This is a genomic window from Xanthomonas sp. LF02-5, assembly GCF_034105325.1.
Lineage (GTDB): Bacteria > Pseudomonadota > Gammaproteobacteria > Xanthomonadales > Xanthomonadaceae > Xanthomonas_A > Xanthomonas_A sontii.
The window spans coordinates 37,198-63,919 of the sequence record NZ_JAXGGF010000002.1 but is presented as its reverse complement, the minus strand read 5'-3'; the positions used below and the strand labels follow the sequence as shown (position 1 = coordinate 63,919).

General features: G+C 68.9%; 24 protein-coding genes. 16 read left to right on the top strand and 8 right to left on the bottom strand.

Annotation, left to right across the window (positions count from 1 at the left end; genetic code table 11):
* Positions 1–51 precede the first annotated feature (51 nt).
* Positions 52–1,392: an outer membrane protein transport protein gene (locus SLW52_RS06325; protein WP_267102313.1), complete on the top strand. Its 1,341-nt coding sequence runs from the start codon at positions 52–54 to the stop codon at positions 1,390–1,392.
* A gap of 141 nt (positions 1,393–1,533) precedes the next feature.
* Here the strand turns inward: SLW52_RS06325 and putA are convergent, their stop codons facing one another.
* On the bottom strand, positions 1,534–4,728 hold the full coding sequence (gene putA / locus SLW52_RS06320; RefSeq protein WP_320740069.1) for a bifunctional proline dehydrogenase/L-glutamate gamma-semialdehyde dehydrogenase PutA: 3,195 nt from the start codon (positions 4,726–4,728) through the stop codon (positions 1,534–1,536).
* A 263-nt stretch (positions 4,729–4,991) separates the two neighbouring features.
* On the opposite strand from putA, the gene SLW52_RS06315 reads away from it, so the two are divergent.
* From SLW52_RS06315 to SLW52_RS06290, 6 genes are read left to right on the top strand one after another with little or no spacing between them, the layout of a single operon-like run.
* On the top strand, positions 4,992–5,468 hold the full coding sequence (locus tag SLW52_RS06315) for a DUF2244 domain-containing protein (RefSeq protein WP_019796200.1): 477 nt from the start codon (positions 4,992–4,994) through the stop codon (positions 5,466–5,468).
* A gap of 20 nt (positions 5,469–5,488) precedes the next feature.
* Positions 5,489–6,481: a cytochrome c oxidase subunit II gene (gene coxB, locus SLW52_RS06310; RefSeq protein WP_295961454.1), complete on the top strand. Its 993-nt coding sequence runs from the start codon at positions 5,489–5,491 to the stop codon at positions 6,479–6,481.
* Positions 6,482–6,512: 31 nt separating this feature from the next.
* The gene (gene ctaD / locus SLW52_RS06305; RefSeq protein ID WP_017914173.1) at positions 6,513–8,123 is read left to right on the top strand and encodes a cytochrome c oxidase subunit I; all 1,611 of its coding nucleotides are present in this window, start codon (positions 6,513–6,515) and stop codon (positions 8,121–8,123) included.
* On the top strand, positions 8,123–8,254 hold the full coding sequence (locus SLW52_RS06300) for a hypothetical protein (protein ID WP_017914172.1): 132 nt from the start codon (positions 8,123–8,125) through the stop codon (positions 8,252–8,254). Before ctaD ends, SLW52_RS06300 begins: the two co-directional genes overlap by 1 nt.
* Positions 8,251–8,841: a cytochrome c oxidase assembly protein gene (locus SLW52_RS06295; protein WP_017914171.1), complete on the top strand. Its 591-nt coding sequence runs from the start codon at positions 8,251–8,253 to the stop codon at positions 8,839–8,841. The genes SLW52_RS06300 and SLW52_RS06295 overlap by 4 nt, the downstream gene beginning before the upstream one ends.
* A gap of 19 nt (positions 8,842–8,860) precedes the next feature.
* Positions 8,861–9,742, top strand: coding sequence for a cytochrome c oxidase subunit 3 (locus tag SLW52_RS06290; RefSeq protein WP_010341611.1), 882 nt, complete (start codon positions 8,861–8,863; stop codon positions 9,740–9,742).
* A gap of 258 nt (positions 9,743–10,000) precedes the next feature.
* Here SLW52_RS06290 and SLW52_RS06285 read toward each other — a convergent pair whose 3' ends face one another.
* Positions 10,001–10,219: a twin transmembrane helix small protein gene (locus tag SLW52_RS06285; protein ID WP_160968816.1), complete on the bottom strand. Its 219-nt coding sequence runs from the start codon at positions 10,217–10,219 to the stop codon at positions 10,001–10,003.
* Positions 10,220–10,249: 30 nt separating this feature from the next.
* Here SLW52_RS06285 and SLW52_RS06280 point away from each other — a divergent pair, with 30 nt between their 5' ends.
* The 5 genes from SLW52_RS06280 to SLW52_RS06260 all read left to right on the top strand — a co-directional run bounded on the left by SLW52_RS06280 (position 10,250) and on the right by SLW52_RS06260 (position 15,488).
* Positions 10,250–11,008 carry an SURF1 family protein gene (locus SLW52_RS06280; protein ID WP_320739766.1) on the top strand — a complete coding sequence of 253 codons (759 nt, stop codon included), beginning with the start codon at positions 10,250–10,252 and terminating at the stop codon, positions 11,006–11,008.
* A gap of 27 nt (positions 11,009–11,035) precedes the next feature.
* Positions 11,036–11,611, top strand: a complete 576-nt coding sequence (locus tag SLW52_RS06275) for a hypothetical protein (RefSeq protein WP_148829646.1) — start codon at positions 11,036–11,038, stop codon at positions 11,609–11,611.
* Positions 11,612–11,621: 10 nt separating this feature from the next.
* A complete protein-coding gene (locus SLW52_RS06270) occupies positions 11,622–12,785 on the top strand; it encodes a COX15/CtaA family protein (RefSeq protein WP_017914359.1) in 1,164 nt (387 codons plus the stop codon).
* Positions 12,782–13,675, top strand: coding sequence for a heme o synthase (gene cyoE / locus SLW52_RS06265; protein WP_017914706.1), 894 nt, complete (start codon positions 12,782–12,784; stop codon positions 13,673–13,675). Before SLW52_RS06270 ends, cyoE begins: the two co-directional genes overlap by 4 nt.
* An 88-nt stretch (positions 13,676–13,763) precedes the next feature.
* Positions 13,764–15,488, top strand: coding sequence for a methyl-accepting chemotaxis protein (locus tag SLW52_RS06260; RefSeq protein ID WP_320739765.1), 1,725 nt, complete (start codon positions 13,764–13,766; stop codon positions 15,486–15,488).
* A gap of 168 nt (positions 15,489–15,656) precedes the next feature.
* Here the strand turns inward: SLW52_RS06260 and SLW52_RS06255 are convergent, their stop codons facing one another.
* Both SLW52_RS06255 and SLW52_RS06250 read right to left on the bottom strand, forming a co-directional pair.
* Positions 15,657–17,243: a thioredoxin family protein gene (locus SLW52_RS06255; protein WP_320739764.1), complete on the bottom strand. Its 1,587-nt coding sequence runs from the start codon at positions 17,241–17,243 to the stop codon at positions 15,657–15,659.
* Between the two features lie 202 nt (positions 17,244–17,445).
* Positions 17,446–18,435, bottom strand: a complete 990-nt coding sequence (locus SLW52_RS06250; protein ID WP_043094370.1) for a bile acid:sodium symporter family protein — start codon at positions 18,433–18,435, stop codon at positions 17,446–17,448.
* 479 nt (positions 18,436–18,914) lie between these two features.
* On the opposite strand from SLW52_RS06250, the gene SLW52_RS06245 reads away from it, so the two are divergent.
* Positions 18,915–19,874, top strand: coding sequence for a hypothetical protein (locus tag SLW52_RS06245; RefSeq protein WP_295914182.1), 960 nt, complete (start codon positions 18,915–18,917; stop codon positions 19,872–19,874).
* Between the two features lie 75 nt (positions 19,875–19,949).
* On the opposite strand, the gene dnaG is transcribed toward SLW52_RS06245, so the two are convergent.
* The 4 genes from dnaG to rpsU all read right to left on the bottom strand — a co-directional run bounded on the left by dnaG (position 19,950) and on the right by rpsU (position 23,725).
* Positions 19,950–21,692, bottom strand: coding sequence for a DNA primase (dnaG, locus tag SLW52_RS06240; RefSeq protein ID WP_295972821.1), 1,743 nt, complete (start codon positions 21,690–21,692; stop codon positions 19,950–19,952).
* A 71-nt stretch (positions 21,693–21,763) separates the two neighbouring features.
* Complete coding sequence (locus tag SLW52_RS06235; protein WP_320739763.1) at positions 21,764–22,678, bottom strand: YihY/virulence factor BrkB family protein; 915 nt, start codon at positions 22,676–22,678, stop codon at positions 21,764–21,766.
* 141 nt (positions 22,679–22,819) lie between these two features.
* Positions 22,820–23,266: a GatB/YqeY domain-containing protein gene (locus SLW52_RS06230; RefSeq protein ID WP_017912044.1), complete on the bottom strand. Its 447-nt coding sequence runs from the start codon at positions 23,264–23,266 to the stop codon at positions 22,820–22,822.
* Positions 23,267–23,509: 243 nt separating this feature from the next.
* On the bottom strand, positions 23,510–23,725 hold the full coding sequence (rpsU, locus tag SLW52_RS06225; protein ID WP_003465342.1) for a 30S ribosomal protein S21: 216 nt from the start codon (positions 23,723–23,725) through the stop codon (positions 23,510–23,512).
* A 122-nt stretch (positions 23,726–23,847) separates the two neighbouring features.
* Between rpsU and tsaD the strand changes: the two genes are divergently transcribed.
* The 3 genes from tsaD (at position 23,848) to SLW52_RS06210 (ending at position 26,670) form a co-directional block, all read left to right on the top strand.
* Entirely contained in the window at positions 23,848–24,930 is a 1,083-nt protein-coding gene (gene tsaD, locus SLW52_RS06220; protein WP_295845397.1) for a tRNA (adenosine(37)-N6)-threonylcarbamoyltransferase complex transferase subunit TsaD, read from the top strand.
* A gap of 70 nt (positions 24,931–25,000) precedes the next feature.
* A complete protein-coding gene (gene folB, locus SLW52_RS06215) occupies positions 25,001–25,354 on the top strand; it encodes a dihydroneopterin aldolase (RefSeq protein WP_017912042.1) in 354 nt (117 codons plus the stop codon).
* On the top strand, positions 25,351–26,670 hold the full coding sequence (locus SLW52_RS06210; RefSeq protein WP_017915483.1) for a mechanosensitive ion channel domain-containing protein: 1,320 nt from the start codon (positions 25,351–25,353) through the stop codon (positions 26,668–26,670). Before folB ends, SLW52_RS06210 begins: the two co-directional genes overlap by 4 nt.
* The last annotated feature ends 52 nt before the right edge of the window (positions 26,671–26,722 follow it).

Genomic DNA, 26,722 nt, shown 5'->3' with positions numbered 1-26,722 from the left:
GGGAAGGCGCAGGCGCGAACACAGACACTCGTCTTCCGGAGAAAGCTAGCCATGCAAAACGCAACCCAGTTCGTCCGTTTCACCGCTCTGGCCGTCGGCATCGTCGGCGCGCTGGCCATGGGCCAGGCGCACGGCGCCGCGTTCCAGCTCAAGGAGAACAGCGCCAAGGGTCTGGGCCGCGCCTTCGCCGGCTCCGGTAGCGCCCCCGGCGATGCCTCGATCATCGCCGTGAACCCGGCCGGCATGCGCCAGCTCGACGGCAAGGTGTTCCAGGCCGACGTCAGCGCCATCCAGTTCTCGGCCAAGTACCAGGGCAACGGCGGCACCTACGCCAATGGCCAGCCGATCTCCGGTGGCCGTGGCGGCGACGCCGGCATGATCGCGCCGGTTCCGGCCGCGTACTTCCACATGCCGTTCGGCGAAAACAACAACATGCACTTCGGCACCTCGCTGACCGTGCCGTTCGGCTTCAAGACCGAATACGACCGCGACTGGGTCGGCCGCTACAACGGCGTGAAGACCGAACTGCAGGCGATCGACCTGAACTTCGCCTTCTCCTACGACGTCAACCCGTACGTGTCCTTCGGCGCGTCCGTGTTCGCCGAGCGCCTGGACATCGAACTGACCAACGCCATCGACTTCGGCACCGTCCTGGCCTCGCGCCGCGTGCCGGGCTTCGCGCCGGGCAGCGCCGACGGTTTCTCGCGCATCAAGGGCGACAACACCGCGGTCGGCTTCACCCTGGGCGGCCTGTTCAGCGTCGACGAGCACACCCACATCGGCTTCAGCTACCGCTCGCAGGTCGAGCACAAGATCACCGACGGCGACGCCGACTTCACCGTGCCGGGCAATGCCGCCACCGTGCTGGCCTTCGCCGCGCCGGGCACCTTCGTCGACACCAAGGGCCGCGCCACCGTCAAGCTGCCGGCCAGCGCCACCGCCAGCTTCACCCATGACATCAACGAGCAGTGGACGGTGATGGCCGACGTCACCCGCACCGCCTGGAGCAAGTTCGACAAGGTCACCGTCGACTTCGCCTCCAACCAGCCCGACAGCGTGCTGGACTTCTCGTACCGCGACACCACCTTCGTGTCGCTGGGCGCCGACTACCGCATGAGCGACACGCTGACCCTGCGTGGCGGCCTGGCCTACGACCAGACCCCGACCACCGACCAGCACCGCGACGTGCGCGTGCCGGACGCGAGCCGCAAGTGGGTCTCGCTGGGTCTGACCTGGAAGCCGTCCGAGCAGGCCGAGTACAGCTTCGGCTACACCCACCTGTTCACCAACGACCCGAGCATCGCCACCACCAGCGCCACCGGCAACCGCCTGGTCGGCGACTACGACGTGAGCGGCAACGTGCTGGCGGCCTCGGTCAACTACAAGTTCTGATCGCAGGCGCTTCGCAGTTCCACGAAAAAGCCCCGCTTCGGCGGGGCTTTTTTTATGCCTGTCCGCGGCGGCATGGCGCGCGCTGCGGCAGGCTGCGCTCGGCGCAGGTTCCGGGCGGAACGCTGCGCCGAAGCGGGCCGGTCAGTCGCCCAGGGTCAGCAGCGAGGCGTTGCCGCCGGCGGCGGTGGTGTTGACCGTCACCACCTTCTCGGTGGCGAAGCGCAGCAGGTAGTGCGGGCCGCCGGCCTTGGGGCCGGTGCCGGACAGGCCCTGGCCGCCGAACGGCTGCACGCCGACCACCGCGCCGATCTGGTTGCGGTTGACGTAGACGTTGCCCACCGCCACGCGCGAGGCGATGCGCTCGATGGTCTCGTCGATGCGCGAATGCACGCCCAGGGTCAGGCCGTAGCCGGTGGCGTTGATCTGGTCGATCACCGCGTCGAGCTGGTCGGCCTTCCAGCGGATCACGTGCAGCACCGGGCCGAAGATCTCGCGCTGCAACTGCGCCAGCGACTGCAGCTCGTAGGCGCGCGGGGCGAAGAAGCTACCGTGCGCGGTGGCGTCGTCGGTGGCGGCCACGGCGATCGCGCGCGCTTCGCGGTCCATGCGCGCGGCGTGGTCGGTGAGGATCTGCAGCGCATCGGCATCGATCACCGGGCCGACGTCGGTGGACAGCAGGCCGGGGTCGCCGACCTTCAGCTCGGCCATGGCGCCGGCCAGCATGGTCATCACCTTGTCGGCGATGTCGTCCTGCACGAACAGCACGCGCGCGGCCGAGCAGCGCTGGCCGGCGGAGATGAAGGCGCTGGAGATCGCGTCCTTGACCACCGCTTCCGGCAGCGACGAGGAGTCGGCGATGAAGGCGTTCTGGCCGCCGGTCTCGGCGATCAGCACGCCGATGGCGGCATCGCGCGCGGCCAGCGCACGGTTGATCGCGCGCGCGGTCTCGGTGGAGCCGGTGAAGGCGACGCCGGCCACGCGCGGATCGCGGGTCAGCGCGGCGCCGACGGTGGCGCCGTCGCCGGGCAGGAACTGCACCACCGCCTCCGGCACGCCGGCTTCGTGCAGCAGCTTCACCGCGGCATGGCCGACCAGGTTGGTCTGCTCGGCCGGCTTGGCGATGACGCTGTTGCCGGCGGCCAGCGCCGCGGCGACCTGGCCGAGGAAGATGGCCAGCGGGAAATTCCACGGGCTGATGCACACGAACACGCCGCGGCCGTGCAGCTGCAGTTCGTTGGATTCGCCGGTCGGCCCGGGCAGGCGCTCGGGCGCACCGAACTGCGCGCGCGCCTGGCCGGCGTAGTAGCGCAGGAAATCCACCGCCTCGCGCACTTCGGCGACGCCGTCGGGCAGGGTCTTGCCGGCTTCCTTGACGCACAGCGCCATGAACTCGGGCATGCGCGCTTCCAGCAGGTCGGCGGCATGTTCGAGAATGGTGGCGCGGCTGGCGGCCGGGGTGCGGTTCCAGGCCGGGTAGGCGGCCGCGGCGTTGCTCAGCGCCTTCTCCACGGTGGAGGCATCGGCCGGCTTCCAGTGGCCGACGATCTGGCGATGGTCGGCCGGGTTGGCGACCGCCAGGGCGTCGCCGGCGATCACCGCGCCGGGCACCAGCGGCGCGGCCTGCCAGGGCTTGAGCGCGGTGTTGAGCTGGTCGGCCAGCGCGCGCAGATCGTTGTCGTTGGCGAGATTGGCGCCCATGGAGTTCTTCCTGTTGTGGTTCTGGCTGCGCAGCAGATCGACCGGCAGCGGAATCTTCGGATGCGGGATGGAGGCGAATGCGGACACGGCCTCGACCGGGTCGCGGATCAGGTCTTCGATGGCCACGTCTTCGTCGGTGATGCGGTTGACGAAGCTGGAGTTGGCGCCGTTCTCCAGCAGGCGCCGCACCAGGTACGGCAGCAGGTCCTCGTGCGAGCCCACCGGCGCGTACACGCGGCAGGGCACACCGAGGCGGTCGGCGGGGATCACCTCGGCGTAGAGGTCGTCGCCCATGCCGTGCAGCTTCTGGTGCTCGTAGTCGCGGCCGCCGGCGATGGCGCGCACCGCGGCGATGGTCTGCGCGTTGTGGGTGGCGAACATCGGATACAGCGCATCGCTATGCGCGAACAGGCGCTTGGCGCAGGCCAGGTAGGACACGTCGGTGTTCTGCTTGCGGGTGAACACCGGATAGCCCGGGTGGCCCTCGACCTGCGCGCGCTTGATCTCCGCGTCCCAGTAGGCGCCCTTGACCAGGCGCACCGGGATGCGGCGGCCGACGCGGCGCGCCAGGTCGGCGAGGAAATCGATCGTGTACGGGGTGCGCTTCTGGTATGCCTGCACCGCCAGGCCGTAGCCCTCCCAACCGTCCAGCGAGGGATCGGAGAAGGTGGCCTCGATGATGTCCAGCGACAGTTCCAGGCGGTCGGCTTCTTCGGCGTCGACCGTGTAGCCGATGCCATAGGACTTGGCCAGTTGCGCCAGTTCCAGCACGCCGGGCACCAGTTCGGCCATCACCCGCGCACGCTTGGCGTGCTCGTAGCGCGGATACAGCGCCGAGAGCTTGATCGAGATGCTGGGTGCGGCGAACACCGCGTCCTTGCCGCCGCCCTGCTGGCGCTGCGCGGCGAAATGCTTGCCGATGGCGTGGATCGCCTGGCGGTAGGCGTCGAGGTAGCGCTGCGCGTCCTTCATGGTCAGCGCGCCTTCGCCGAGCATGTCGAACGAGTAGCGGTAGTGGGCGTTGTCGCCCTTCTTCGAGCGGGTCAGCGCCTCGCCGATGGTCCGGCCCATCACGAACTGATGGCCCATGATCTTCATCGCCTGGCGCACCGCCAGACGAATCACCGGCTCGCCGACGCGGCCGATCAGGCGCTTGAACGCGCCGGACACGTCGGCGCGGGTGAGGTCGTTGATCTGCACCAGCTTGCCGGTGAGCATCAGGCCCCAGGTCGACGCATTGACCAGGATCGAGTCGCTCTCGCCCATGTGCTTCTTCCAGTCCGCATCGCCGAGCTTGTCGCGGATCAGCTTGTCGGCGGTGTCCTGGTCGGGGATGCGCAGCAGCGCTTCGGCCACGCACATCAGCAGCACGCCTTCCTCGCTGCCGAGGTCGTACTGGCGCATGAAGGCCTCGATCGCGCCCTGGTCCTGGGCGCGGGCGCGCACGCGGGTGACCAGGTCGGCGGCCAGCGCCTGCACCCTGGCCTGGTCGGCCGCGGGCAGGCGCGCCTGCTCGAGCAGTTCGCGTACGTGTTCGGCTTCGTCCTTGAGCCAGGCGGCGGTGATCGCCGCGCGCAGGGCCTGCGGCGCGGGCGGGAGTTCGGGGGACAGCAAGGGCGAAGGAGACGCGGACGGCATCGCCGGGACAGAGCCGGCGCCAGGCAGAGCGTTCATGCGGGAAAGGCCAGGGACAGAGCCCGCTATTTTATGTCAGCGCCTGCACGCGCAGGGGGGTGCCGGCATCGCCACGGCGATGGCGGACGCGTCCAGGCTGAACGCATATCTTGTTGCGCTACAGCATTTTTTGTGGTGAACGCGCGCTTGCCGCCGCGCAGGCCGGGGGCTACCATCCAGGCGTGCTCGCGGCTCGGGCACGAGCGGTTCGGAAGCGGCGGTTCGACATGATCGAAATGTTTCCGTTTTCTCCGGAGGGGTCGGGTACGCAGCTGCGGCTGCGACCGCCGCGGGCGTTGAATGCCCGGCAATTCGTTCTGTTGTTCGTCGCACTGGCCGGGGCGATGTGGGCCGTGGCCGGGCTGGGGTGGCTCGCCGGCAATGTGTTCGCGCCTGCGTTCGCCCTGTTGCACAGCATCGTGGTGGCGCTCGCGCTGCATTGGTCGTGGCGTGGCGGCGAGCGCGAAGAGGATATCCGGGTGGGTCCGGCCTGCGTGGAAGTGACCCGTCCGAATGCAGGAACGCCGGCGTTCCGCGCCCACCCGCATTGGGTGCGGTTGCGGATCGAAGGCGACGACAGGGTGGTGCTGGCATCCAGCGGCAAGCAGGTCCGGGTCGGCGAATTCCTCGGCCCCGACGAACGCCGGCAACTGGCGCAGACCCTGGAAGGCTTGCTCGCGGCCGTGACCGGCCGCAACCGATGACGCTCCAAGGGGTCTAGGCAATGAAGCAACGCGGCGGGTGTGTGCAACAGGCGGTCAGGGGCGGGATGGCGTTGGCGGCGGCGATGGCCGCACCGCTGGCGTGGGCGCAATCGGCCGATCCCAAGCCGTGGCAGCTCAACATGGGCAGGGGCGTCACCCAGAGCGCGCGCAACGCCTACGACGCGCACATGGTCGCGTTGTGGGTGTGCGTGGTCATCGGCGTGCTGGTGTTCGGCGCGATGGCCTATGCGATCTTCAAGTTCCGCAAGTCCAAGGGCGCGGTGCCGGCGCAGTTCAGCCACAACACCAAGGCCGAGATCGTGTGGACGGTGATCCCGGTGCTGATCCTGATCGTGATGGCCTGGCCGGCCACCGCCAAGCTGATCGCGATGTACGACACCCGCGATGCCGAGATGACGGTGAAGGTCACCGGCTACCAGTGGATGTGGCGCTACGAATACCTGGGCGAGAACGTCTCGTTCACCAGCCGCCTGGCGCGCAGTTCCGACCGCCTGCGGCAGAGCGGCGCGGTGCCGACGGCCGAGCACGACCCGCACTACCTGCTTGACGTGGACAACCGGCTGGTGCTGCCGGTGAACACCAAGGTGCGCTTCGTCATCACCGCCGACGACGTCATCCACGCCTGGTGGGTGCCGGCGCTGGGCTGGAAGCAGGACGCCATCCCCGGGATCATCAACGAAGCCTGGACCAGCATCGACACGCCCGGGGTGTACCGCGGCCAGTGCGCCGAACTGTGCGGCAAGGACCACGGCTTCATGCCGATCGTGGTCGAGGCGGTGAGCAAGCAGGACTTCCAGAAGTGGCTGGCATCGCGCAAGCCGGCGCCCGCCGCTGCGCCCGCGCCGGCCACGCCGGCGGCGGCCCCGGCTGCTGCGCCGGCCTCCGCCGAACCCGCTGCCGCGCCCGCCGACGCCCAGGTGCCGGCACCGCCGCCGCAGGCGCGGCTGTCGCGTCCTCGTTCCGACTCGCACCTGATCGTGCAAGCCGCCTGATCTCCAGCATTCCTTTTCTGAGGTAGCCGCCATGGCCCATTCGGCAGTCGATCACCACGACGAGCACGGGCATCAGCAGAGCTTCGTCGAGCGTTGGTTCTTCTCCACCAACCACAAGGACATCGGCACGCTGTACCTGCTCTTCAGCTTCACCATGTTCGTCATCGGTGCGGCGATGAGCGTGGTGATCCGCGCCGAACTGGCGCAGCCGGGCCTGCAGTTCGTCAAGCCCGAGTTCTTCAACCAGATGACCACCGTGCACGCGCTGGTGATGATCTTCGGCGGGGTGATGCCGGCTTTCGTCGGCCTGGCCAACTGGATGATCCCGCTGCAGATCGGCGCGCCGGACATGGCGCTGCCGCGCATGAACAACTGGTCGTTCTGGCTGCTGCCGGTGGCCTTCACTCTGCTGCTGCTGACCCTGTTCCTGCCCGGCGGTGCGCCGGCCGGCGGCTGGACCATGTATCCGCCGCTGATGCTGCAGGGCGGCTACAACGTCGCCTTCTCGGTGTTCGCCATCCACGTCGCCGGCATCAGCTCGATCATGGGCGCGATCAACATCATCGCCACCGTGCTCAACATGCGCGCGCCCGGCATCGACCTGCTGAAGATGCCGATCTTCTGCTGGGCCTGGCTGATCACCGCGTTCCTGCTGATCGCGGTGATGCCGGTGCTGGCCGGCGCGGTGACCATGCTGCTCACCGACAAGTTCTTCGGCACCTCGTTCTTCAACGCCGCCGGCGGCGGCGACCCGGTGATGTACCAGCACATCTTCTGGTTCTTCGGGCACCCCGAGGTCTACATCATGATCCTGCCGGCGTTCGGCGTGATCAGCGAAATCATCCCGACCTTCAGCCGCAAGCCGCTGTTCGGCTACCAGGCGATGGTCTACGCGATCGCGGCGATCGCGTTCCTGAGCTTCATCGTCTGGGCGCACCACATGTTCACCGTGGGCATGCCGTTGGGCGGCGAGATCTACTTCATGTTCGCCACCATGCTGATCTCCATCCCCACCGGGGTGAAGGTGTTCAACTGGGTCAGCACCATGTGGCAGGGCTCGATGACCTTCGAGTCGCCGATGCTGTGGGCCATCGCCTTCGTGATCCTGTTCACCATCGGCGGTTTCTCCGGGCTGATGCTGGCGATCGTGCCGGCCGACTTCCAGTACCACGACACCTATTTCGTGGTCGCGCACTTCCACTACGTGCTGGTCACCGGCGCGGTGTTCGCGCTGATCGCGGCGGTGTACTACTGGTGGCCGAAGTGGACCGGGCGCATGTACAACGAGACCTGGGCCAAGTTCCACTTCTGGTGGACGATGCTGTTCGTCAACCTGCTGTTCTTCCCGCAGCACTTCCTCGGCCTGGCCGGCATGCCGCGGCGCATCCCCGACTACAACGTGGTGTTCGCCGACTGGAACCTGGTCAGCTCGATCGGCGCGTTCGGCATGTTCGTCACCCCGTTCCTGATGGCCGGCATCCTGCTGGCGTCGCTGCGCAATGGCGCGCGTGCCGAAGCGCGCTCGTGGGAAGGCGCGCGCGGCCTGGAGTGGACGGTGCCGTCGCCGGCACCGGCGCACACCTTCACCCTGCCGCCGGTGCTCAAGCCCGGCGATCTGGCTCACGACGACATCAGCCACTGATGACCGCGCAACCGCCGCTCGACGACCTGGTCCTGCGCCGCAAACGTGCGGTGCGCACCGCGCTGGTGGTCGGCGCGGTGGCGTTGGCGATCTACGTCGCCTTCGTCCTCTCGGGGGTGCTGGGCCGATGAACGCGCCAGCGCCGCGGGTGCACAGCAGCGCCGGGCTGTTCAAGCTGGTCGGCGTGGCGCTGGCGGTGTTCGTGCTGACCTTCTCGCTGGTGCCGCTGTACCGCATCGCCTGCGAGAAGGTATTCGGCGTGCGCCTGGAACGCGGCCCCGGCGAAGGGCCGCAGGCCGGCAAACCACTCGCGGGCAAGCGCACGGTCACGGTGCAGTTCGATGGCGGGGTGAACTCCAAGCTGCCCTGGTCGTTCCATCCGGAGCAGCTGACCATGCAGGTGGTGCCGGGCGAACTCAACGAGGCGCTGTACTACGCGCACAACGATGGCGCGCACGCCATCGTCGGCAGTGCGGTGCCGTCGGTGGCGCCGGCACGCGCGTCCGGCTACTTCACCAAGACCGAGTGCTTCTGCTTCACCGCGCAGACCCTGCAGGCCGGCGAGAAGCGCGACATGCCGGTGCGCTTCATCGTCGATCCCAACCTGCCCAGCGACATCAGCACCATCACCCTGTCCTACACCTTCTACAAGAACGATGCGCTGAGCGCGGAACTGGGATCGCCGAAACTGGCCGGTTCCGCGCGCGCGGCTCCCTGACCCGACCGGAATGCCTGCCATGGCCCAGCCCAGCACCGACGCCACCGCCAACGCCTACTACGTGCCCAGCCAGAGCCGCTGGCCGTTCATCGGCTCGATCGCGATGTTCGTGACCATGATCGGCGTGGCCAGTTGGCTCAACGACGCGTCCTGGGGCAAGTGGACCTTCTTCACCGGCATCGCGATGCTGGTGGCGACGCTGTTCATGTGGTTCGGCGACGTGATCCGCGAATCGATCGCCGGGCACTACAACCGCCAGGTCGACGTGTCGTTCCGCATGGGCATGGTGTGGTTCATCTTCTCCGAGGTGATGTTCTTCGGCGCTTTCTTCGGCGCGCTGTTCTACACCCGCACTTTCATCCTGCCGTGGCTGGGCGGCGAGGGCGACGGGGTGATGACCAATGCGCTGCTGTGGGACGGCTACTCCGCCGCCTGGCCGACCAACGGCCCGGGCGGCATCGGCGGCCAGTTCCAGACCATCCCGGCCTGGGGCCTGCCGCTGATCAACACGCTGATCCTGCTCAGCTCCGGCGTCACCCTGACCATCGCCCACCACGCGCTCAAGGCCGGTCAGCGCACCCGGCTGATGGTGTTCCAGGCGCTGACCGTGGCGCTGGGCTGCACCTTCCTGTACTTCCAGGCCGAGGAGTACATGCATGCCTACAAGGAACTCAACCTGACCCTGGGCTCGGGCATCTACGGCTCGACCTTCTTCATGCTCACCGGCTTCCACGGCGCGCACGTGCTGCTGGGCACGATCATGCTGCTGGTGATGCTGCTGCGGATCAGCCGCGGCCACTTCAGCCGCGACAACCACTTCGCCTTCGAAGCGGCGGCGTGGTACTGGCACTTCGTCGACGTGGTGTGGCTGGCGCTGTTCCTGTTCGTCTATGTGCTTTGAGGGCGGGGATTGGGGAGTCGGGAGTGGGGATTGGTTGGTTTCCGCGCGTGCCGGCGTCACTGGCTGCGGCGTGTTGTAGGAGCGGCTTCAGCCGCGATGCGTTACCGGTAAGGCGTCGCGGCTGAAGCCGCTACTACGGCGAATTCATCTCGTAGGCGCTTTGACTGGATCGCTCGCGTGCAAAGTGCCCGTGCGGACGGCATGCTGCTATCGAATCCCGAATCCCGAATCCCGAATCCCGAATCCCGAAAGCAACGTCTACCGCCCGAGCCCATGGGGCTTGATCGTGCCCGTGTAGATGCCCAGGATCACCAGCAGGATCAGGCACACCGATAGGCCGATGCGCCAGGTCAACGCGTTCACCGTGCGCTTGCTCTGGCCGCGGTCCACCAACAGGTAGTACAGGCCGGCGCCCAGGTTCCACAGGATGAGCAGCAGGAACGCGACGATCAGCAAAGTCTTCAGTGAGTCGTTCATGGGCGTCTCGGCGCATGGTGTGTCCGCATTATGACCCTCGCCGCTGCCTCGCGCGTGGGTGCGCGCCGGCGCATGCCGCTGTGGCTGGGTTGGAGCGTCGCGCTGGCGGTGGCGCTGTGCTTTTGCATGCTCGGCCGCTGGCAGTTGCAGCGCATGCACGAGAAGCAGGCCTTGCTGGCGCAGGCGGCGCATGTGCGCGATCGTCCGCAGACGCTGGCCGATGCGTTGCGTGCGACGCCGCCAGGCGAGTTGCGCTGGGTGCATGGCGCTGGCCGCTTCCTGCCCGGGCAGATCCTGCTCGACAATCAGCTGCGGCAGGGCCGCAGCGGGGTCAAGGTGTACCAGCCGTTCCTGGCCGACGGCGTCGCCGCGCCGCTGCTGGTGGAACTGGGCTGGTTGCCGCTGCCGGCCGACCGCGCGCTGCCGGAACCGGCGCCGTTGCAGGGCCGCTACACGCTGGTCGGCCTGCTCGGGCCGCCACCGTCGCATGGATTGACCCTGGGTCCGGCGCTGGTCGCGGCGCCGTCGCCGCAGCGCTGGCTGGCGATGCGCATCGAGCCGGCGGCGATCGGCGAGGCGCTCGGCCGCCGCGACATTTTGTCGCAGGTGCTGCGCCTGGATCCGGCCTTGCCGCTGGGTTATCCGCGCGACCTGGACCTGCTGCCGAACACGCTGCCGCCCGAGCGCCACTTGGGTTACGCGGTGCAATGGTTCGGCCTGGCGCTGGCGGTGCTGGTCACCGCGGCGCTGCTCAGCTGGCGCGCGCGCAGGGGACGGGGCGGGCGCTGAGCGCGCGCGCATGAGAAAATCCCCGGCATGAATGCTCCCACCCCGGCCCCGCGCCCGGCGGCCGCACGCGGCCGCTGGCCGCTGATCGTGTTGTTCGTCCTGTTCTTCGGCTCGATGCTGGTCGCCGGCGCGTTGCGCTTTTCCGGCTGGCAGCCGGCCGCCAGCCGCAACCACGGCGAACTGCTGCAGCCGCCGGCCGACCTGCGCGCGCTGCAGCCGCGGCTGGCCGACGGCCGCGTCTACGCCTGGGAGCCGCAGCGGCGGCTGTGGCGCATCGCGCTGGCGCCGCCGGCGGACTGCGGCAGCGCCTGCGAGGCGCTGGCGCGCGACCTGGACAAGGTCTGGCAGCTGTTCGGCCACGACGCCGACCACGTGCAGATCCTGTGGATCGGCACGCCGCCGGCCGCCGCCCAGGCCCTGCCGCAGGTGCAGGCGCTGCGCGCGGATCCGGCGCTGCTGGCGGCGCTGCCGCGGGTGCGCGATGCGGCCGGGGTGCCGGTCTACGTCATCGATCCGAACGGTTTCGTGGTGCTGCGCTATGCCCCCGGGTTCGACCCGGCCGGGTTGCGCGCGGACCTGGCGAAACTGCTGAAACTCCTGTGAGCCGCTTCCTATGACCTTGTTCGCGCGCCCGGCGCTGTTCCGGCATTTCCATCGCATGGCCTGGCTGGCGGCGCTGTTCACCGCCAGCACCATCATGTTCGGCTCGTTCGTGCGCCTGTCCGATGCGGGCATGAGCTGCCCGGATTGGCCGACCTGCTACGGCCGCATCACCTGGCCGCAGACCAGTGCCGAAGCCGATACCCACGCCGCCAGCAAGATCCGGCCGCTGGAGACGCACAAGGCGTGGCGCGAGCAGATCCACCGCTTCCTGGCCGGTGCGCTGGGCGTGGAAGTGTTGGTGCTGTCGCTGCTGGCGGCGCGGCGGCGCCGGCTCGGCATCGCCCAGATCGTCACGGCGGCGGCGCTGGTGGCGCTGTCGATCCCGCTGTACATGTCCGGCTGGCCGGGGCTGGCGATGCTGGTGGCAGTCGGCGGCGAGGCGATCCTGCTGCTGGCGGCGCTGCGCTGGTCCAACGACGACCTGGCCCGTGCCGCGGTGCTGACCCTGTCGGTGGTGATCTTCCAGGCCCTGCTGGGCATGTGGACGGTGACCCTGCTGCTCAAGCCGATCGTGGTGATGGGGCATCTGCTGGGCGGCCTGCTGATGTTCTCGCTGCTGGTGTGGATGGCCTGGCGCGCCACCCATCTGCCGATCACCCTGGCCGATGCGCCGCGCCTGAAGTGGCTGCTGCGCCTGGGCGTGGCGGTGCTGGTGCTGCAGATCGCCCTGGGCGGCTGGGTCAGCGCCAACTACGCGGCGTTGGCCTGCGGCGGCGGCAGCTGGTCGGCCGACAACTTCCCGCGCTGCGTCAGCCAGTGGTGGCCGCCGCACGATTTCCGCGAGGGCTTCACCCTGTGGCGCGGCATCGGCGTGGACTACGAAGGCGGCGTGCTCGACGGCGCGGCGCGCATCGCCATCCAGATGGCGCACCGGATGATGGCGATGGTGGTGGCGGCCTACCTGCTGTGGCTGAGCTGGCGCCTGAGCCGCACGCCGGGCATGCGCGGCTGGGCCGCGGCGCTGGCGCTGCTGCTGGTCGCGCAGGTGTGCCTGGGCATCCTCAACGTCAAGCTGGCGCTGCCCTTGCCGGTGGCGGTGCTGCACAACGCCGGCGCGGTGGCGCTGCTGTTCGTGCTGGTGTCGTTGCTGGCGCGCTTGCGGGCGCCGCAATGAGCGCGCATCGCGTCCACTGGCGCGACTACTGGGACCTGACCAAGCCCAAGGTGGTGGCGCTGATCGTGTTCACCGCCCTGGTCGGCATGTGCCTGGCGATCCCGGGGCTGCCGACCTGGGCGCAGGTGCGCACCGGCCTGCTCGGCTTCTTCGGCATCTGGCTGGCGGCCTCGGCGGCGGCGGCGATCAACCAGCTGCTGGACGCACGCATCGATGCGCAGATGGCGCGCACCTCCTGGCGTCCGCTGGTGGTGGGCAAGGTGCTGCCGTGGCAGGTGCTGCTGTTCGCTACCCTGCTGACGGCGCTGTCGATGACCGTGCTGGTGGTGTGGGTCAACGGGATCACCGCGGTGCTGACCTTCGCCTCGCTGATCGGCTATGCGGTGATCTACACGGTGTTCCTCAAGCGCACCACGCCGCAGAACATCGTCATCGGCGGCCTGGCCGGCGCGGCGCCGCCGCTGCTGGGCTGGGCCGCGATCACCGGCATGCAGGGCCAGTGGGACTGGGCCTATGCCTCGCTGTTGGTGCTGATCATCTTCGTGTGGACGCCGCCGCACTTCTGGGCATTGGCGATCTTCCGCCGCGCCGACTACGCCAAGGCCTCGATCCCGATGCTGCCGGTCACCCATGGCGTGGCGCATACCCGCCGGCAGATCCTGGTGTACACGGTGCTGCTGGTGGTGGTGACGCTGCTGCCGGTGGCGGTGGGCATGAGCGGGGTGTTCTACCTCGGCGGCACCCTGGTGCTGGACGCGGTGTTCCTCTGGTACGCCTGGCGCATGCTCGATCCGCCGGACGAGATGTTCTCGATGCGCATGTTCGGCTACTCCATCGTGTACCTGATGGCGCTGTTCGCGTTCCTGCTGGTCGATCACTGGATCGCCTGAACGGGTCGTTCAGTTTTCCGCTCAAGTGTTGCCGGTCGCGGTCGTTACCGGGCGAACGACCAAGATCGGCAAAGCCGCGGAGACATCCATGTGGGGCAAGAGCAAGCAAGACGCGGCGAAGCTGCAGGCACTGACCGAGCGCCTGCGCGAGGCCGAGGCCGAGCGTGACCGCGCCCGTGCGCAGGCCGACAGCGCCCTCGCCAATGTGGACGACATGCGCGTCCGTTTCGACCTGGTCACCAAGGCGACCACCGACGGCCTGTGGGAAATGCGGGTGATCGCCGGCGATCCGATCAACCCCGCCAACGAATTCTGGTGGTCCTCGCAGTTCCGCGCGATGCTGGGCTTCTCCTCCGAGCTCGACTTCCCCAACGTGCTCGACAGTTGGGCCTCGCGCCTGCATCCGGACGACAAGCAGGCCACGCTGGACGCGTTCGCCGCGCACCTGGGCGACCGCAGCGGCCAGACCCCGTACGACGTGGACTACCGCCTGCAGCTGAAGAACGGCCAGTACCGCTGGTTCCGCGCGATAGGCACCACCCAGCGCGACGCCCAGGGCTTACCGCTGCGGGTGGCCGGCGCGCTCACCGACATCACCGAGCGGCGCGAGCGCGAGGCGTTCCTGGACATCGTGCTGACGCGCTTCGAGCTGGGCCAGCAGATGCTCAACGACGGCCTGTGGGACATGAGCGTGACCGCCGGCGACCCGATCAACCCGGCCAACGAGTTCTGGTGGTCGCCGCAGTTCCGCGCGTTGCTGGGCTTCGCTTCCGAGGCCGAGTTCCCCAACGTGCTCGACAGCTGGTCCTCGCGCCTGCATCCGGAGGACGCGGAATTCGCGCTCAATGCCTTCGCGTCGCATATCAACGACCGCACCGGGCGTACCGGCTTCGACATTCAGTATCGGATCAAGCTGAAGAGCGGTGAGTACCGCTGGGTCCACGCGCGCGGCCTGACCAAGCGCGCCGCCGACGGCACCCCGCTGCGTGCGGTCGGCGCGTTGCTGGACATCCATGCCACGCGTCAGCTCGGCGAGGCGGCGCACACGCTGCAGACCGCGGCCGCGGAGATGGTCGAGGACAACAACGATCTGGCCCGGCGTACCGAGCAGCAGGCCGCGGCGCTGGAAGAGGCGGCCAGCTCGATGGAAGAGATCACCGGCACCGTGCAGCGCAACGTCGAGCACGTCGGTCACGCCAACCGCCTGGTGGATGGTGCCAGCGACGTCGCCCAGCGCGGTGGCGAGGTGGTGCGCGACGTGGTGCAGACCATGGCCGGCATCGAGAGCGCCTCGCGCAAGATCGCCGACATCATCAGCGTGATCGACGGCATCGCCTTCCAGACCAACATCCTGGCGCTGAACGCGGCGGTGGAAGCGGCGCGTGCGGGCGAGCAGGGCCGTGGTTTCGCCGTGGTCGCCACCGAAGTGCGCAGCCTGGCGCAGCGCTGCGCCGATGCGGCCAAGGAAGTGCGCGGCCTGATCGCCAGCTCCAGCGAGCAGGTCGATCGCGGTTCGGCGCTGGTCGCACGCGCCGGTGCCACCATGGAAGAACTGCTCGGCTCGGTGCGCGAGGTGCAGCGCATCATGACCGACATCGCCGGCGCCAGCCGCGAGCAGAGTGCCGGCATCGGCCAGGTCAACCAGATCGTGGTGCAGATGGACACCGCCACGCAGCAGAACGCGGCGCTGGTCGAAAAGATGGCCGAAGCGGCGCGCGCGCTGGAAAACCAGGCCAGCGGCCTGAACGCGCATACCGCCAAGGAGCAGCAGCGCGCGGCCAACCAGGCGGCGCCGGTGCGCGTGGCGGCCTGATCGGGAGCGGCCCAGCCCACGGCGCGTCTGCCGCGTCGTGGGCGTGAGGGGGGCTGTCGCGTCCTGCGACGCGGCAGATCCGCCGGCTCGGGAGCGGACAGCTGTGCAGGCACTGGCGGTCGCCCCCGGCGTGCTGCCCTGCCGTGGTGCGTGAGGCGCCTCTCGCGCTCACCCCAGCCAATGCTGGCAGCCGTCGCCCTCCTGGCTGCCGCAGCTTTGCTGCATCTTGTGCTTCAGCCGCGCGAGCACCGCGCTGCCGTCGTGGCCCTTGCTCCAGGCCTGCAGGGTCTTGGCCAGGGTGTCGAAGCGCTGCCGGGTGCGCTGGTGATAGCCGTCGGGCTGACTGGCCAACTCCCCGATCACCTGGCCGGCGGCCGCCTCGATCGCGGCCGCATTGTCCGGCTGCAGCCGGACCAGCCCATCGACATAGAGCACGCCCCACTGCACGCGGGTGGCCGGGCCTTGTGCGCTCTCGTAGGCCTTTTTCAGCCAGAACAGCGCCGTCTGCTTGTCGCCGCGCGCCTCGGCCAGGCCGGCCAGTTCCGGCATGTAGTAATACGGCGTCTTGCTGCGCTGAAGCTCGGCCAGCAGCAGTTGTTCGGCACCGGCGCTGTCGCCGGCGGCGTCCAGCAGGCCGGCGGCGCTGCTGATCGTGGACTGGCGTTCGTAGTCGGTCCTGGCGGCCTGCTCGGCCCAGTGCACGCGCTGCTGCACCTTGGCGACCACCGCCGGCGGCAGCGGCGGATGCGGACCGTCGCCGGCCTCGGCCGGCTGGCCTTGCGCCAACCGCGCCAGGGCGATGTCCGCGGCAGCGGTGTCCAGGCGATCGCTGATCGGCAGGCTGCTGTCGGCGTAGACCTGGTCCAGCGCATGGGTCAGTGCGGCCGACAGCGTGCTGCGCTCGGCGGCATCGCTGGCCGCGGCCTGCACCAGCTCGCGCGCCGCATAGGTCAGCGTGCTGCGGTTTGCGCGCACCTCGGCCGGGTCGGCCAGCACCGCCTGCAGCAATTCGCGGTCGGCGGCGCGGTGCTTGGCATCCACCTTGGCAGCCTTGGCCGGATCCTGCGCGGCCAGCGCCAGCAACGCGAAACGGCGCTGCAAGGCCAGCTGCGGCGCGGCCGCGGCCAGCCGCGTGAGCACGTCGGCGGCCTGACCCGGCTTGACCAATTGCGCCGCATCCACCGCCCAGCCGTATTCGCCGAGCAGGGTCCAGTCGTCGGCGCTGAGCGTGGCCGGCGCCTTCAGCGCTTGCTGCAGCAACTGCGCCGAAGTGGTGGTGCGGGTCGCGGCCACGCGCAGGGCCTCGGCCAGGCGCACGGTATCGCTGTCCCCGGCCAGGCGGGTGATCTCGCTGCGGTCCGGGCGCAGCACGATGATGGTCGGATAGCCCTTGACGCCGAAGCGCTCGCCCCAGGCCTGCGCGCCTTCCGAATCGCCGTCCAGGTGCACCGCGACGAAGGCGCGGGTGCGGGCGATGAACGCTGGGTCCTTGAACAGCGTGGCCTTGAGCCGATTGCAGGGCGGGCACCAGGCCGCGCCCCAGTACAGCAGCACCGGCTTGTCGTGTTCGCGCGCTTCGGCGAAGGCGTCGTCGACGTCGCCCTCGCGCCAGGCGATGCCGGCGCTGTCGGCGGCAGGCGCCGCTGGGGCGGCCTTGGGCGCGGCCGGCGCGGGCGGTTGCTGGCAGGCACTCAGCGCCAGCAGCGCGGCCAGGCTGGCGGAGATCGTCGCGGAACGGCGGAACATGCGGCTCATGGGGGCACCGGGAGGGGAGGGAGACACGGCGCCGGCCGTGCCGGCCGTCTACTGTACGCAGCCGTTGCCGTCATCGCTCATGCCGGCTGCGCATCTGCATATGCCGCCCGTGCAGGTGCTGCGCGGCGCATGACACGCACTTGCGGCCCGCGTCGGCGCGGCGTGCCGGCCGGCGCCCGCGACCGCCCCTTGCCGTTCGCCGCTAGCCGGTCGCTTCTGCCTTCGCCGCGCGCGCGTAGCGTTGCGCGATCACCGCGCAGACGATCAGCTGGATCTGGTGGTAGATCATCACCGGCAACACGATCGCGCCGAGGCTGCCGCTGGCGAACAGGACCTTGGCCATCGGCACGCCGGTGGCCAGGCTCTTCTTCGAGCCGCAGAACACGATCGGAATCTCGTCCTCGCGGGAAAAGCCCAGGCGCCGTGCGCCGAAGGTGATCAACGCCATCGCCAGCGCCAGCAGCACCGCGCCGACCACGGCGACGCCGAGCAGCGCCGGCAGCGGCGTCTTGCGCCACAGGCCTTCGACCACCGCGGCGCTGAACGCGGTGTACACCACCAGCAGGATGGTGCTCTGGTCGGTGTAGCGCAGCACTGCGCGGCGGCGTTCGACCCAGCCGCCGATCCAGCGCTGCAGCAGATGGCCGGCGACGAACGGCACCAACAGCTGCAGCATGATCTTGCCCATCGCCTCCAGCGGATTGGACATGGCGTTCTGCGCGTCGGTCAGCACGCCCATCAGCAGCGGCGTCAGGAACACCCCGAGCAGGCTCGACAGCGAGGCGCTGCACACCGCCGCCGGCACGTTGCCGCCGGACATCGAGGTGAAGGCGATCGACGACTGCACCGTGGACGGCAGCGTGCACAGGAACAGCACACCGATGTACAGGTCCGGGGTCAGCAGCCAGTGCGACAGCGGCTTGAACAGCAGGCCCAGCAGCGGGAACAGGATGAAGGTGGCGGCGAAGATGGTCAGGTGCAGCCGCCAGTGCAGCGCGCCGGCGACGATGGCCTCGCGCGACAGCCGCGCGCCATGCAGGAAGAACAGCGCGGCGATCGCCAGATCGGTGACCACGTCCATCACCGACGCCGCGCGCCCCTGCACCGGCAGCAGCGAGGCCAGCAGCACCGTGCACAGCAGCGCCAGGGTGAAGGGTTCGATGCGCAGGCGCGCAAGCCAGGACTTGATCATCGGGGAAGGTCGAGCGGTGGGGGGGGGGCGTGCATTTTAGAAAGCATGGCGCCCGCACGCGAATCCGGACGCACGGCGTAGACAACTCGCAGACATGTTGCGGCGACGGCCGTTTCGGTCAAATGCGCGTACCGGCAGCTTGCTAGATTGCCTTTGCCCGTCCGAGTGGGGGAGCGCGTCGGGCACGATGGCGCGCCACGCGTGCGCCATCGCCCCCCCGCTTCTCCAGGGATCAGGAGCACGCACATGCAATACGATCAGTACCAGACCGTGTTTGCGCTTTCGAGCTTGGCCAATTGGGTGGGGACGCGGACCGGAATCGCCCCAGCACTGCAGTCCGATTATCAGCGCATGTTGCTGGACACCCTGAAGTCGGCGCCAGCGCAGCAGAAGATCGGGACCTGGGAGCTGGTCTGGGGGCCGCAGGTGTGGCAGGGGCAACACTCCGATCTTTCTGACAATGCAATGTTCGTCGCCAAGTGCGCGGACATGCCTGGCTTTTCGACCGCCGTCTATGTGGTGGCGATCTGCGCCACCAACCGAAGTCTCCCTACGACTGGTTGGTCGAGGATTTCGATGTCGCTTCGGTGGTCGACTTCGCCACCTACGATCCTTTGGCAAGCGCTGCGCCGACAAGGGCATCCAAGCCGATCCCGCAGGATGCCGCGGTCATCTCGATGGGCACGGCACTGGGCGTATGGCATCTGCTCACTATGGTGAGTCCAGACACTGCCATGGCGCCAAAGACGACCTTGTGCAGCTTCCTGCAGAGCAACGCGAGCAACGGTGCCACGGTGATCTTCGTCGGGCACAGCCTCGGTGGCGCGTTGTCGCCGACCACCGCGGCCTGGCTCAAGCAGGCGGGCAAGCTCGAATACAACGCGGTGTACTGCTATCCCACCGCAGGAGCTACGCCGGGTAACGCTGCGTTCGCCAGTCTCTACGCGCAGCTGTTACCGCCCACGCCGGCCAACGGTTACCAGGCATGGAACCGCGATATGTGGAATACCCTGGACGCGGTGCCGCACGCGTGGGTCATTGCCATGCTTCGGCAGATCAAGACGCTCTACGACAACAAGCCCATCTCGGATGTCGATCTGGCGGTGAATGCAGCCATCGTGCAAGCATGGGCGTCGGGTGTGGCCTACACGCAGATTGCCAATCAGCCGCTGGCCGGAACGCCGAGCGGTAGTCCTCCGACCGACCTGAAGACGTTCCTGCAGCAGGTGGCGTTCCAGCACACCAAGGCTTACGAGGCGCTGATCGCGAACTGGCTGCAGCCGGTATTTCCGCCCGGTGCCACGCCGCAGACGCTGCCGCTGGATGCAGATGCGCTGCTGGATGCGCTGGTCGCGCGTATCGAAGCCAAGGGGGCGGAGTGGGAGACGCTGGAGGCGGACGCGATAGCGGCGTTGGCGCGCGCAGAAACGTCGGCATAGTTCTGACGGGGTGGGGTCAGAGGTGGCGGTCCGGCATACGGATCGCCGCCATTTCGGACGTCCGTGCGCATTGCGTCAATGCAGCCCCGCACGCGCCTTCAGCAGTTCCCGCAGCTCGTACTTGTCGGTCTCGTCCAACCCTTGCGCGCGCTGCTTGGCCTGCAGTTCGTCCAGGCGCTGCTGCAGCGTCTGCTTTTCCAGCTGCACGACCACGTCGTGCAGTTCCTGGCGCCAGCTGGCGGTCTCGCCGGCGATCTCCTGCACCGCCAGCTTCTGCAGTGCGGCCAGTTCCTCGCGTTCGTGGAAGTGTTCGAGCAGGGCGCCGGTGGTGATCTCCGGGCGCGCATGCACGATCTGCAGCAGTTCGATCATCAGCTCGATGCCGGGCAGGCGCAGGCCGGCGAACGGGTAGGGCGGCGGCAGGTCCAGCGCCAGCGAGGGCGCCTGCAGCAGGCGCACGATCGCCTCGCGCACCAGGCTGCGCTTGTGCGCCGGGCGCGGCGTGCGCGGTGGTGGCCGGCTCGCCGCCGCCGTGGCGGCCGCCGGTGCCGCGGCGCCGATGCCGGTGAGTTCGGCCAGGCGCTGGCGCATCAGGTCGCCGAAGGCGCCGTCGGGAATCTGCGCCAGCATCGGCCGCGCGCGTTCGGCCAGGCGCGCCTTGCCGTCGAGCGTGCCGAGGTTGATCTCGCGCGAGAGTTCGTCGAAGAAGAACTGCGACAGCGGCGTGGCCTGGACCAGCCGCGCGTCGAAGGCCGCGGCGCCTTCCTTGCGCACGATGGTGTCCGGGTCCTCGCCGTCGGGCAGGAACAGGAAGAACGCCTGGCGTCCGTCCTTCATCCGCGGCAGCACCGATTCCAGCGCCTTCCAGCCGGCGCGGCGGCCGGCGGCGTCGCCGTCGAAGCAGAAGAACACGTCCGGCGCGTTGCGGAACAGCAGTTCGGCATGGTCCGGCGTGGTCGCGGTGCCCAGCGTCGCCACCGCCTGGGTGACGCCGAACTGGAACAGCGAGACCACGTCCATGTAGCCCTCGACCACGATCAGCCGCTCGATCTTCTGGTTGGCCTGGCGCACCTGCCACAGGCCGTACAGTTCGCGGCCCTTGTGGAACAGCGCGGTCTCCGGCGAGTTCAGGTACTTGGGGCCGTCGTCCTTGTCGAGCACGCGGCCGCCGAAGGCGATGACCCGGCCGCGGCGGTCGAAGATCGGGAACATCACCCGGTCGCGGAACTTGTCGTAGACGTGGCCACGGTCGTTCTTGGAGAACAGCCCGGCGCGGTCGAGCAGCTTGAGCCGGCGCTCGTCGGTGCCCAGCGCGTCCTTGAGCGCGCTGTAGCCGTCCGGGGCGTAGCCGATCTGGAAGCGCGCGCGGTTCTCCGCGTCCACGCCGCGGCCGTCCAGGTAAGCGCGCGCCTTGTCGCTGCCGTCGAACTGGCGCTGGAAGAACTTGGCCGCCGCTTCCAGCGCGGAGTACAGGTCGCGATGGTCGTCGCCGGCGGCCTGGGCGGCACCGCGCTGCTGGGCGTCGCGCGGGATCTCCATGCCGGCGCGCTTGGCCAGCTCGTCGACCGCGTCGAGGAATTCGAGGCGGTCGTAATTCATCAGGAAGCTGATCGCGGTGCCGTGCGCGCCACAGCCGAAGCAGTGGTAGAACTGCTTGGTTGGCGACACCGTGAACGAGGCCGACCGTTCGTCGTGGAACGGGCAGCGCGCCGCGTACTCCTTGCCCTGGCGCTTCAGCGGCACGCGCGTGCCGATCACCTCGACGATGTCGGTGCGTGCGAGCAGGTCGTCGATGAATGCGTCGGGGATGCGGGCCATCCGCATAGGATGCCACGCGCGTGCGCCGTCACGCTGGCCGCGCGGCCTGCGTGTGGTTCAGCGCCGTGCGGTCAGGGCGCCGGCGGTGCCTGCGCAGCGCTGCGCGGGTCGATCCCGGCCGCGACGAGCTTGCTGTGCGAGCGCAGCCGCTCGTCGATCACCGCGGTGATCAGCGCGCCGACAAAGAACACCACGGTGGCGTAGTAGATCCACACCAGCAGGATCACCAGTGCGCCCATCGAGCCGTAGGCGCTGCCCGGTGCGGCGGTGGCGATGTACAGGCCGATCGCGTAACGCCCCGCCACGAACAGGCAGGCGGTGATCGCGCCGCCGATGATGGCCTGGCGCCATTCCACGCGGCGGTCGGGCAGGTAGTGGTAGAGCACGGCGAAGGCCAGCACGTAGATCGCCAGGGTCGAGACGTAGCCGACCGCCGGCAGTACCGACGGCATCCGCGCGAACACCACCTGCAGCACGGTGGTCAGGATCATCGAGATCAGCAGCAGGAAGCCCAGCGCGAATACCACGCCGAAGGAGAACACGCGCTTCTTCAGCCAGGCCATGAGGCCGTCCAGACGCTGCTTGTCGGTGCGGAAGATCAGGTTCAGCGCGTTCTGCAACTGCGCGAACACCGCGGTGGCGCCGACGAACAGCAGCAGGGTGCTCCACAGCCCGGCCAGCGAGCCCACGCTGGGCTGGTTCTTGGCGTTGTCGATCACCGTCTGCGCGACCTCGCGCGCGCCGTGCCCGGACAGTTGCCCGATCTGCGCGATCAGCGCCTCCTGCGCCTGCGGATACAGCGAGGCGGTGAGCCACAGCAGCAGCACCAGCAGCGGCGCCAGCGACAGCAGCGCGTAGAACGACAGCGACGCCGCCTGGGTCATCACGTCGATCTCGACGAAGCGCCGCACCAGCGCGGCCGGCAGGCTCTGCTGCAGGCGGTCGAGATGTTTGTGCAGGCGATCGGACGACAGGGGCATGGACATGGGCGCGGAACCTTCGGCGCGCGGCGTCGCAACGCCGGTCCCGCACTGCGCGCAGAAGGGGGCGCGGGCTTGCCGGCGTTGTAGCAGCCCGTCGCCGAAAGGCGGGTGAAGCCCGCCGCGCGCGCTAACGCATCGGTGCGGTCAGCCGGCCAACTGCTGCTTGACCAGCACCGAGACCTGGCCCATGTCGGCCTTGCCCGCGAGCATCGGCTTGAGCACGGCCATCAGCTTGCCCATGTCGGCCGGGCTGGCGGCGCCGGTCTGCGCCTTCGCCGCCTGGATCGCGGCGACGATCTCGGCCTCGCCCATCTTGCTCGGCAGGTAGCGCTCGATCACCACGATCTCCTCGCGCTCCACCTGGGCCAGGTCGTCGCGGCCGGCGGCCTCGTACTGGCTCACCGAGTCCTTGCGCTGCTTGACCATCTTGTCCATCACCGCGATCACCGCGGCGTCGTCCATCTCCACGCGCTCGTCCACTTCCTTCTGCTTGATCGCGGCGTTGATCAGCCGGATCACGCCCAGGCTGTGCTTGTCGCCGGACTTCATCGCGGCCTTCATGTCGTCGGTGAGCTGCTGCTTGAGGGTCATGAGGGGCTCCACAGGAGAGAAAAAGGGAAAGGGCATTCTAGGCAAGCGCGCTGGCGCAGGCCGTGGCCGAGGCGGCACGCGGGTGCCGAGGGACAGGGATGGGACCGATGCCCGCGCGGGGCGGAGCGCCTGGCCAAGGCGGAAGACGCACAAAAAGCCGGCGACGCTTGCGCGTGCCGGCTTTGTGGGCTTACCGTAGCGGATGCCGAAACCGGCACATCCCGCTACAGCAGGCCGCGATCCTCAGTACAGACGCTGGCGCTTGGTGACGTCGCGCGAGGTGCGACGCAGCTGGCGCTTCACCGCGGCAGCGGCCTTGCGCTTGCGTTCCTGGGTCGGCTTTTCGTAGAACTCGCGCTTGCGGGTTTCGGCCAGCACGCCGGCCTTTTCGCAGGTGCGCTTGAAGCGACGGAGCGCAAACTCGAAGGGCTCGTTCTCGCGGACTTTAACGCTGGGCATGGAATCTCCGGGACACAATGGTGACCGGGTCAGGCCCGGCGAGCCGCACATTATAGCGACAGATTTCGCGGCTGCAAGCACCCCGTTTGGCCTGCCGCCGATTCGGCCGCACAATGCACCCCATGAACGTGCTCGGCATCGAATCCAGTTGCGACGAAACCGGCGTCGCCGTCTACGACACCACCCGCTCCGGGGCGGCCGCGCTGCGTGCGCATGCGCTGTACAGCCAGATCGCCCTGCACGCCGAGTACGGCGGGGTGGTGCCGGAGTTGGCCAGCCGCGACCACGTGCGCAAGCTGCTGCCGCTGATCCGCCAGACCCTGGCCGAGGCCGGCCTGCGGGTGCGCGACCTGGACGGGGTGGCCTACACCGCCGGCCCGGGCCTGGTCGGCGCGCTGCTGGTCGGTGCCGGCGTGGCCCGCGCCCTGGCCTGGGCGCTGGAGGTGCCGGCGATCGGCGTGCACCACATGGAAGGCCACCTGCTGGCGCCGTTGATGGAGGATCCGGACCCGGTGCACGGCGCGCCGGCGCCGCCGTTCGTGGCGCTGCTGGTCTCCGGCGGCCACACCCAGCTGATCGCGGTGGAGGCCATCGGCCGCTACCGCCTGCTCGGCGAGACCCTGGACGACGCCGCCGGCGAGGCCTTCGACAAGACCGCCAAGCTGATGGGGCTGCCGTATCCGGGCGGCCCGCAACTGGCGGCGCTGGCCACGCAGGGCACCTCGGGGCGCTTTCGCTTCGCCCGGCCGATGACCGACCGGCCCGGTCTGGACTTCAGCTTTTCCGGGCTCAAGACCCAGGTGCTGCTGGCCTGGCGCGACAGCGACCAGTCCGACGCGGTGCGCGCCGACATCGCCCGCGGCTTCGAGGACGCGGTGGTGGACACGCTGGCGATCAAGTGCGAGCGCGCGCTGGAGGCGGCCGGCAGCGACACCATCGTGGTCGCCGGCGGCGTCGGCGCCAATCTGCGCCTGCGCGCCAAGCTGCAGGCGATGGCGCAGGCCCGCGGCGGCCGTGCCTGCTTCCCGCGCCCGGCGCTGTGCACCGACAACGGCGCGATGATCGCCTTCGCTGGCGCCCTGCGCCTGCAGGCCGGCCTGCACGACGCCGCGTCCGCGGTGCAGGTGACGCCGCGCTGGGACATGGCGGACTTGCCGCCATTGGCGGCAAGTCGGGAATCGGGAATGGAGAATCGGGAATCGTGAGCGGCTCACGCGCCGCTTTTGCCTCTGCTCTTACCATTCCCCACTCCCTATTCCCCATTCCCCGCTCCCCATGGATAAAGTCTTCATCGAAGGTCTGGAAATCGACGCGCTGATCGGCATCTACGATTGGGAGCGGCGGATCCGGCAGACGCTGCGCTTCGATCTGGAAATGGGCTTCGACAACCGCAAGCCCGCGGCCAGCGACGACATCGCCGACACGCTCAACTACAAGGCGGTGAGCAAGCGCCTGGTGGAACTGGTCGAGCAGTCCGGCTACGGGCTGGTCGAGACGCTGGCCGAGCGCTGCGCGGAAGCGGTGCTGCAAGAATTCGACGTGCAGTGGCTGCGGCTGAAGCTGAGCAAGCCGGGCGCGGTGCGCGGGGCGCAGGCGGTGGGGGTCATCATCGAGCGCAGCCGCGCATGAGTACGCAGGCATCGCTGCCGTTCGCCAGCGCCGCGCCGGCGGCGCTGCCCGGCGCGCGTTTCTTCGCCGACCTGCAGCACACCCTGGCACCGTATCCCTGGGCCTACGACGCGATGGTGATCGTGGCGCTGCTGCTGGCGGCGTGGCTGGCCAACTGGGTGACCAAGCGGATCCTGCTGCGCGGGCTGCGGCGGGTGCTGCGCGCCACCGTGCTCAGCGACAAGGAAGTGAAGCTGAGCGTGATCCCGCGCCTGGCCAACGTGATCCCGGCGCTGGTGCTGTCGCTGGGCATCGGCGCGGTGCCGCACCTGCCGGCGGCGATGGTCAGCGTGGTGCGCAACGTCTGCGCCGCCTTCATCGTGCTGACCGTGGCGCTGGCCCTGTCGCGGGTGCTGGACCTGCTCAACCACGTGTACGAGCGGCGCCCCGACGCGCACAACAAGCCGATCAAGGGCTACATGCAGTTGCTCAAGATCGTGCTCGGCGTGGTCGCGGCGGTGCTGATGGTGTCGGTGCTGGTCGACAAGTCGCCGGTGATCCTGCTGTCGGGCGTGGGCGCGATGATGGCGGTGCTGATCCTGGTGTTCCAGGACACCCTGCTGTCGCTGGTGGCCAGCGTCACCATCAGTTCCAACGACATGGTCCGCGTCGGCGACTGGATCGAGATGCCGCAGCAGAACGCCGACGGCGACGTGATCGACATCGCGCTGCATACGGTCAAGGTCCAGAACTGGGACAAGACCATCACCACCATCCCGACCAAGAAGCTGATCAGCGATTCGTTCAAGAACTGGCGCGGGATGAGCGAGGCCGGCGGGCGCCGGATCAAGCGCGCGCTATATCTGGACCAGCACAGTGTGCGCTTCCTCGACGCTGCCGAGATCGAGCAGATGCGGCAGTTGACCGTGCTGCGCGAGTACATCGACCGCAAGCGCGACGAACTCGGCGCCTGGAACGGGGCGCTGGCCGAACGTGGGGTGGCGCCGATCAACGGCCGCCGGATCACCAACCTCGGCACCTTCCGCGCCTACGTCGAACATTACCTGCGCGCCAGCCCGCACGTGCGGCAGGACATGACCCTGCTGGTGCGGCAACTGGAGCCGGGCGCCAACGGCCTGCCGCTGGAGCTGTACTGCTTCGCCAACGACACCCGCTGGGCGATGTACGAGCAGATCCAGGCGGACCTGTTCGATCACCTGCTGGCGATCCTGCCCAATTTCGACCTGCGCGTGTTCCAGGCCTCCAGCGACGCGATGTTCATGGACAGCGCGCGGATCCGCCGCGCCCCGGACGCCGTGCCGCCGCCGGCGGCTTGACGGCTGTCACGTCTGCGGGCATGTTGCGGGACAACATGCCGGCGCCTCTCGC

Bases quoted from the DNA above. Each gene is read 5' to 3' on its own strand.
- dnaG (WP_295972821.1), bottom strand. From the start codon at position 21,692: ATGGCCCGCATCCCCGACGCATTCATCGACGACCTGCTCGCACGCACC.
- SLW52_RS06250 (WP_043094370.1), bottom strand. From the start codon at position 18,435: ATGATCAAGTCCTGGCTTGCGCGCCTGCGCATCGAACCCTTCACCCTG.
- SLW52_RS06255 (WP_320739764.1), bottom strand. From the start codon at position 17,243: ATGAGCCGCATGTTCCGCCGTTCCGCGACGATCTCCGCCAGCCTGGCC.
- putA (WP_320740069.1), bottom strand. From the start codon at position 4,728: ATGCCGTCCGCGTCTCCTTCGCCCTTGCTGTCCCCCGAACTCCCGCCC.
- SLW52_RS06300 (WP_017914172.1), top strand. From the start codon at position 8,123: ATGACCGCGCAACCGCCGCTCGACGACCTGGTCCTGCGCCGCAAACGT.
- SLW52_RS06230 (WP_017912044.1), bottom strand. From the start codon at position 23,266: ATGACCCTCAAGCAGCAGCTCACCGACGACATGAAGGCCGCGATGAAG.
- ctaD (WP_017914173.1), top strand. From the start codon at position 6,513: ATGGCCCATTCGGCAGTCGATCACCACGACGAGCACGGGCATCAGCAG.
- SLW52_RS06260 (WP_320739765.1), top strand. From the start codon at position 13,764: ATGTGGGGCAAGAGCAAGCAAGACGCGGCGAAGCTGCAGGCACTGACC.
- rpsU (WP_003465342.1), bottom strand. From the start codon at position 23,725: ATGCCCAGCGTTAAAGTCCGCGAGAACGAGCCCTTCGAGTTTGCGCTC.
- SLW52_RS06290 (WP_010341611.1), top strand. From the start codon at position 8,861: ATGGCCCAGCCCAGCACCGACGCCACCGCCAACGCCTACTACGTGCCC.
- SLW52_RS06285 (WP_160968816.1), bottom strand. From the start codon at position 10,219: ATGAACGACTCACTGAAGACTTTGCTGATCGTCGCGTTCCTGCTGCTC.
- coxB (WP_295961454.1), top strand. From the start codon at position 5,489: ATGAAGCAACGCGGCGGGTGTGTGCAACAGGCGGTCAGGGGCGGGATG.
- SLW52_RS06235 (WP_320739763.1), bottom strand. From the start codon at position 22,678: ATGTCCATGCCCCTGTCGTCCGATCGCCTGCACAAACATCTCGACCGC.
- SLW52_RS06325 (WP_267102313.1), top strand. From the start codon at position 52: ATGCAAAACGCAACCCAGTTCGTCCGTTTCACCGCTCTGGCCGTCGGC.
- SLW52_RS06280 (WP_320739766.1), top strand. From the start codon at position 10,250: ATGACCCTCGCCGCTGCCTCGCGCGTGGGTGCGCGCCGGCGCATGCCG.
- SLW52_RS06210 (WP_017915483.1), top strand. From the start codon at position 25,351: ATGAGTACGCAGGCATCGCTGCCGTTCGCCAGCGCCGCGCCGGCGGCG.
- SLW52_RS06275 (WP_148829646.1), top strand. From the start codon at position 11,036: ATGAATGCTCCCACCCCGGCCCCGCGCCCGGCGGCCGCACGCGGCCGC.
- cyoE (WP_017914706.1), top strand. From the start codon at position 12,782: ATGAGCGCGCATCGCGTCCACTGGCGCGACTACTGGGACCTGACCAAG.
- folB (WP_017912042.1), top strand. From the start codon at position 25,001: ATGGATAAAGTCTTCATCGAAGGTCTGGAAATCGACGCGCTGATCGGC.
- SLW52_RS06295 (WP_017914171.1), top strand. From the start codon at position 8,251: ATGAACGCGCCAGCGCCGCGGGTGCACAGCAGCGCCGGGCTGTTCAAG.
- SLW52_RS06315 (WP_019796200.1), top strand. From the start codon at position 4,992: ATGATCGAAATGTTTCCGTTTTCTCCGGAGGGGTCGGGTACGCAGCTG.
- SLW52_RS06270 (WP_017914359.1), top strand. From the start codon at position 11,622: ATGACCTTGTTCGCGCGCCCGGCGCTGTTCCGGCATTTCCATCGCATG.
- tsaD (WP_295845397.1), top strand. From the start codon at position 23,848: ATGAACGTGCTCGGCATCGAATCCAGTTGCGACGAAACCGGCGTCGCC.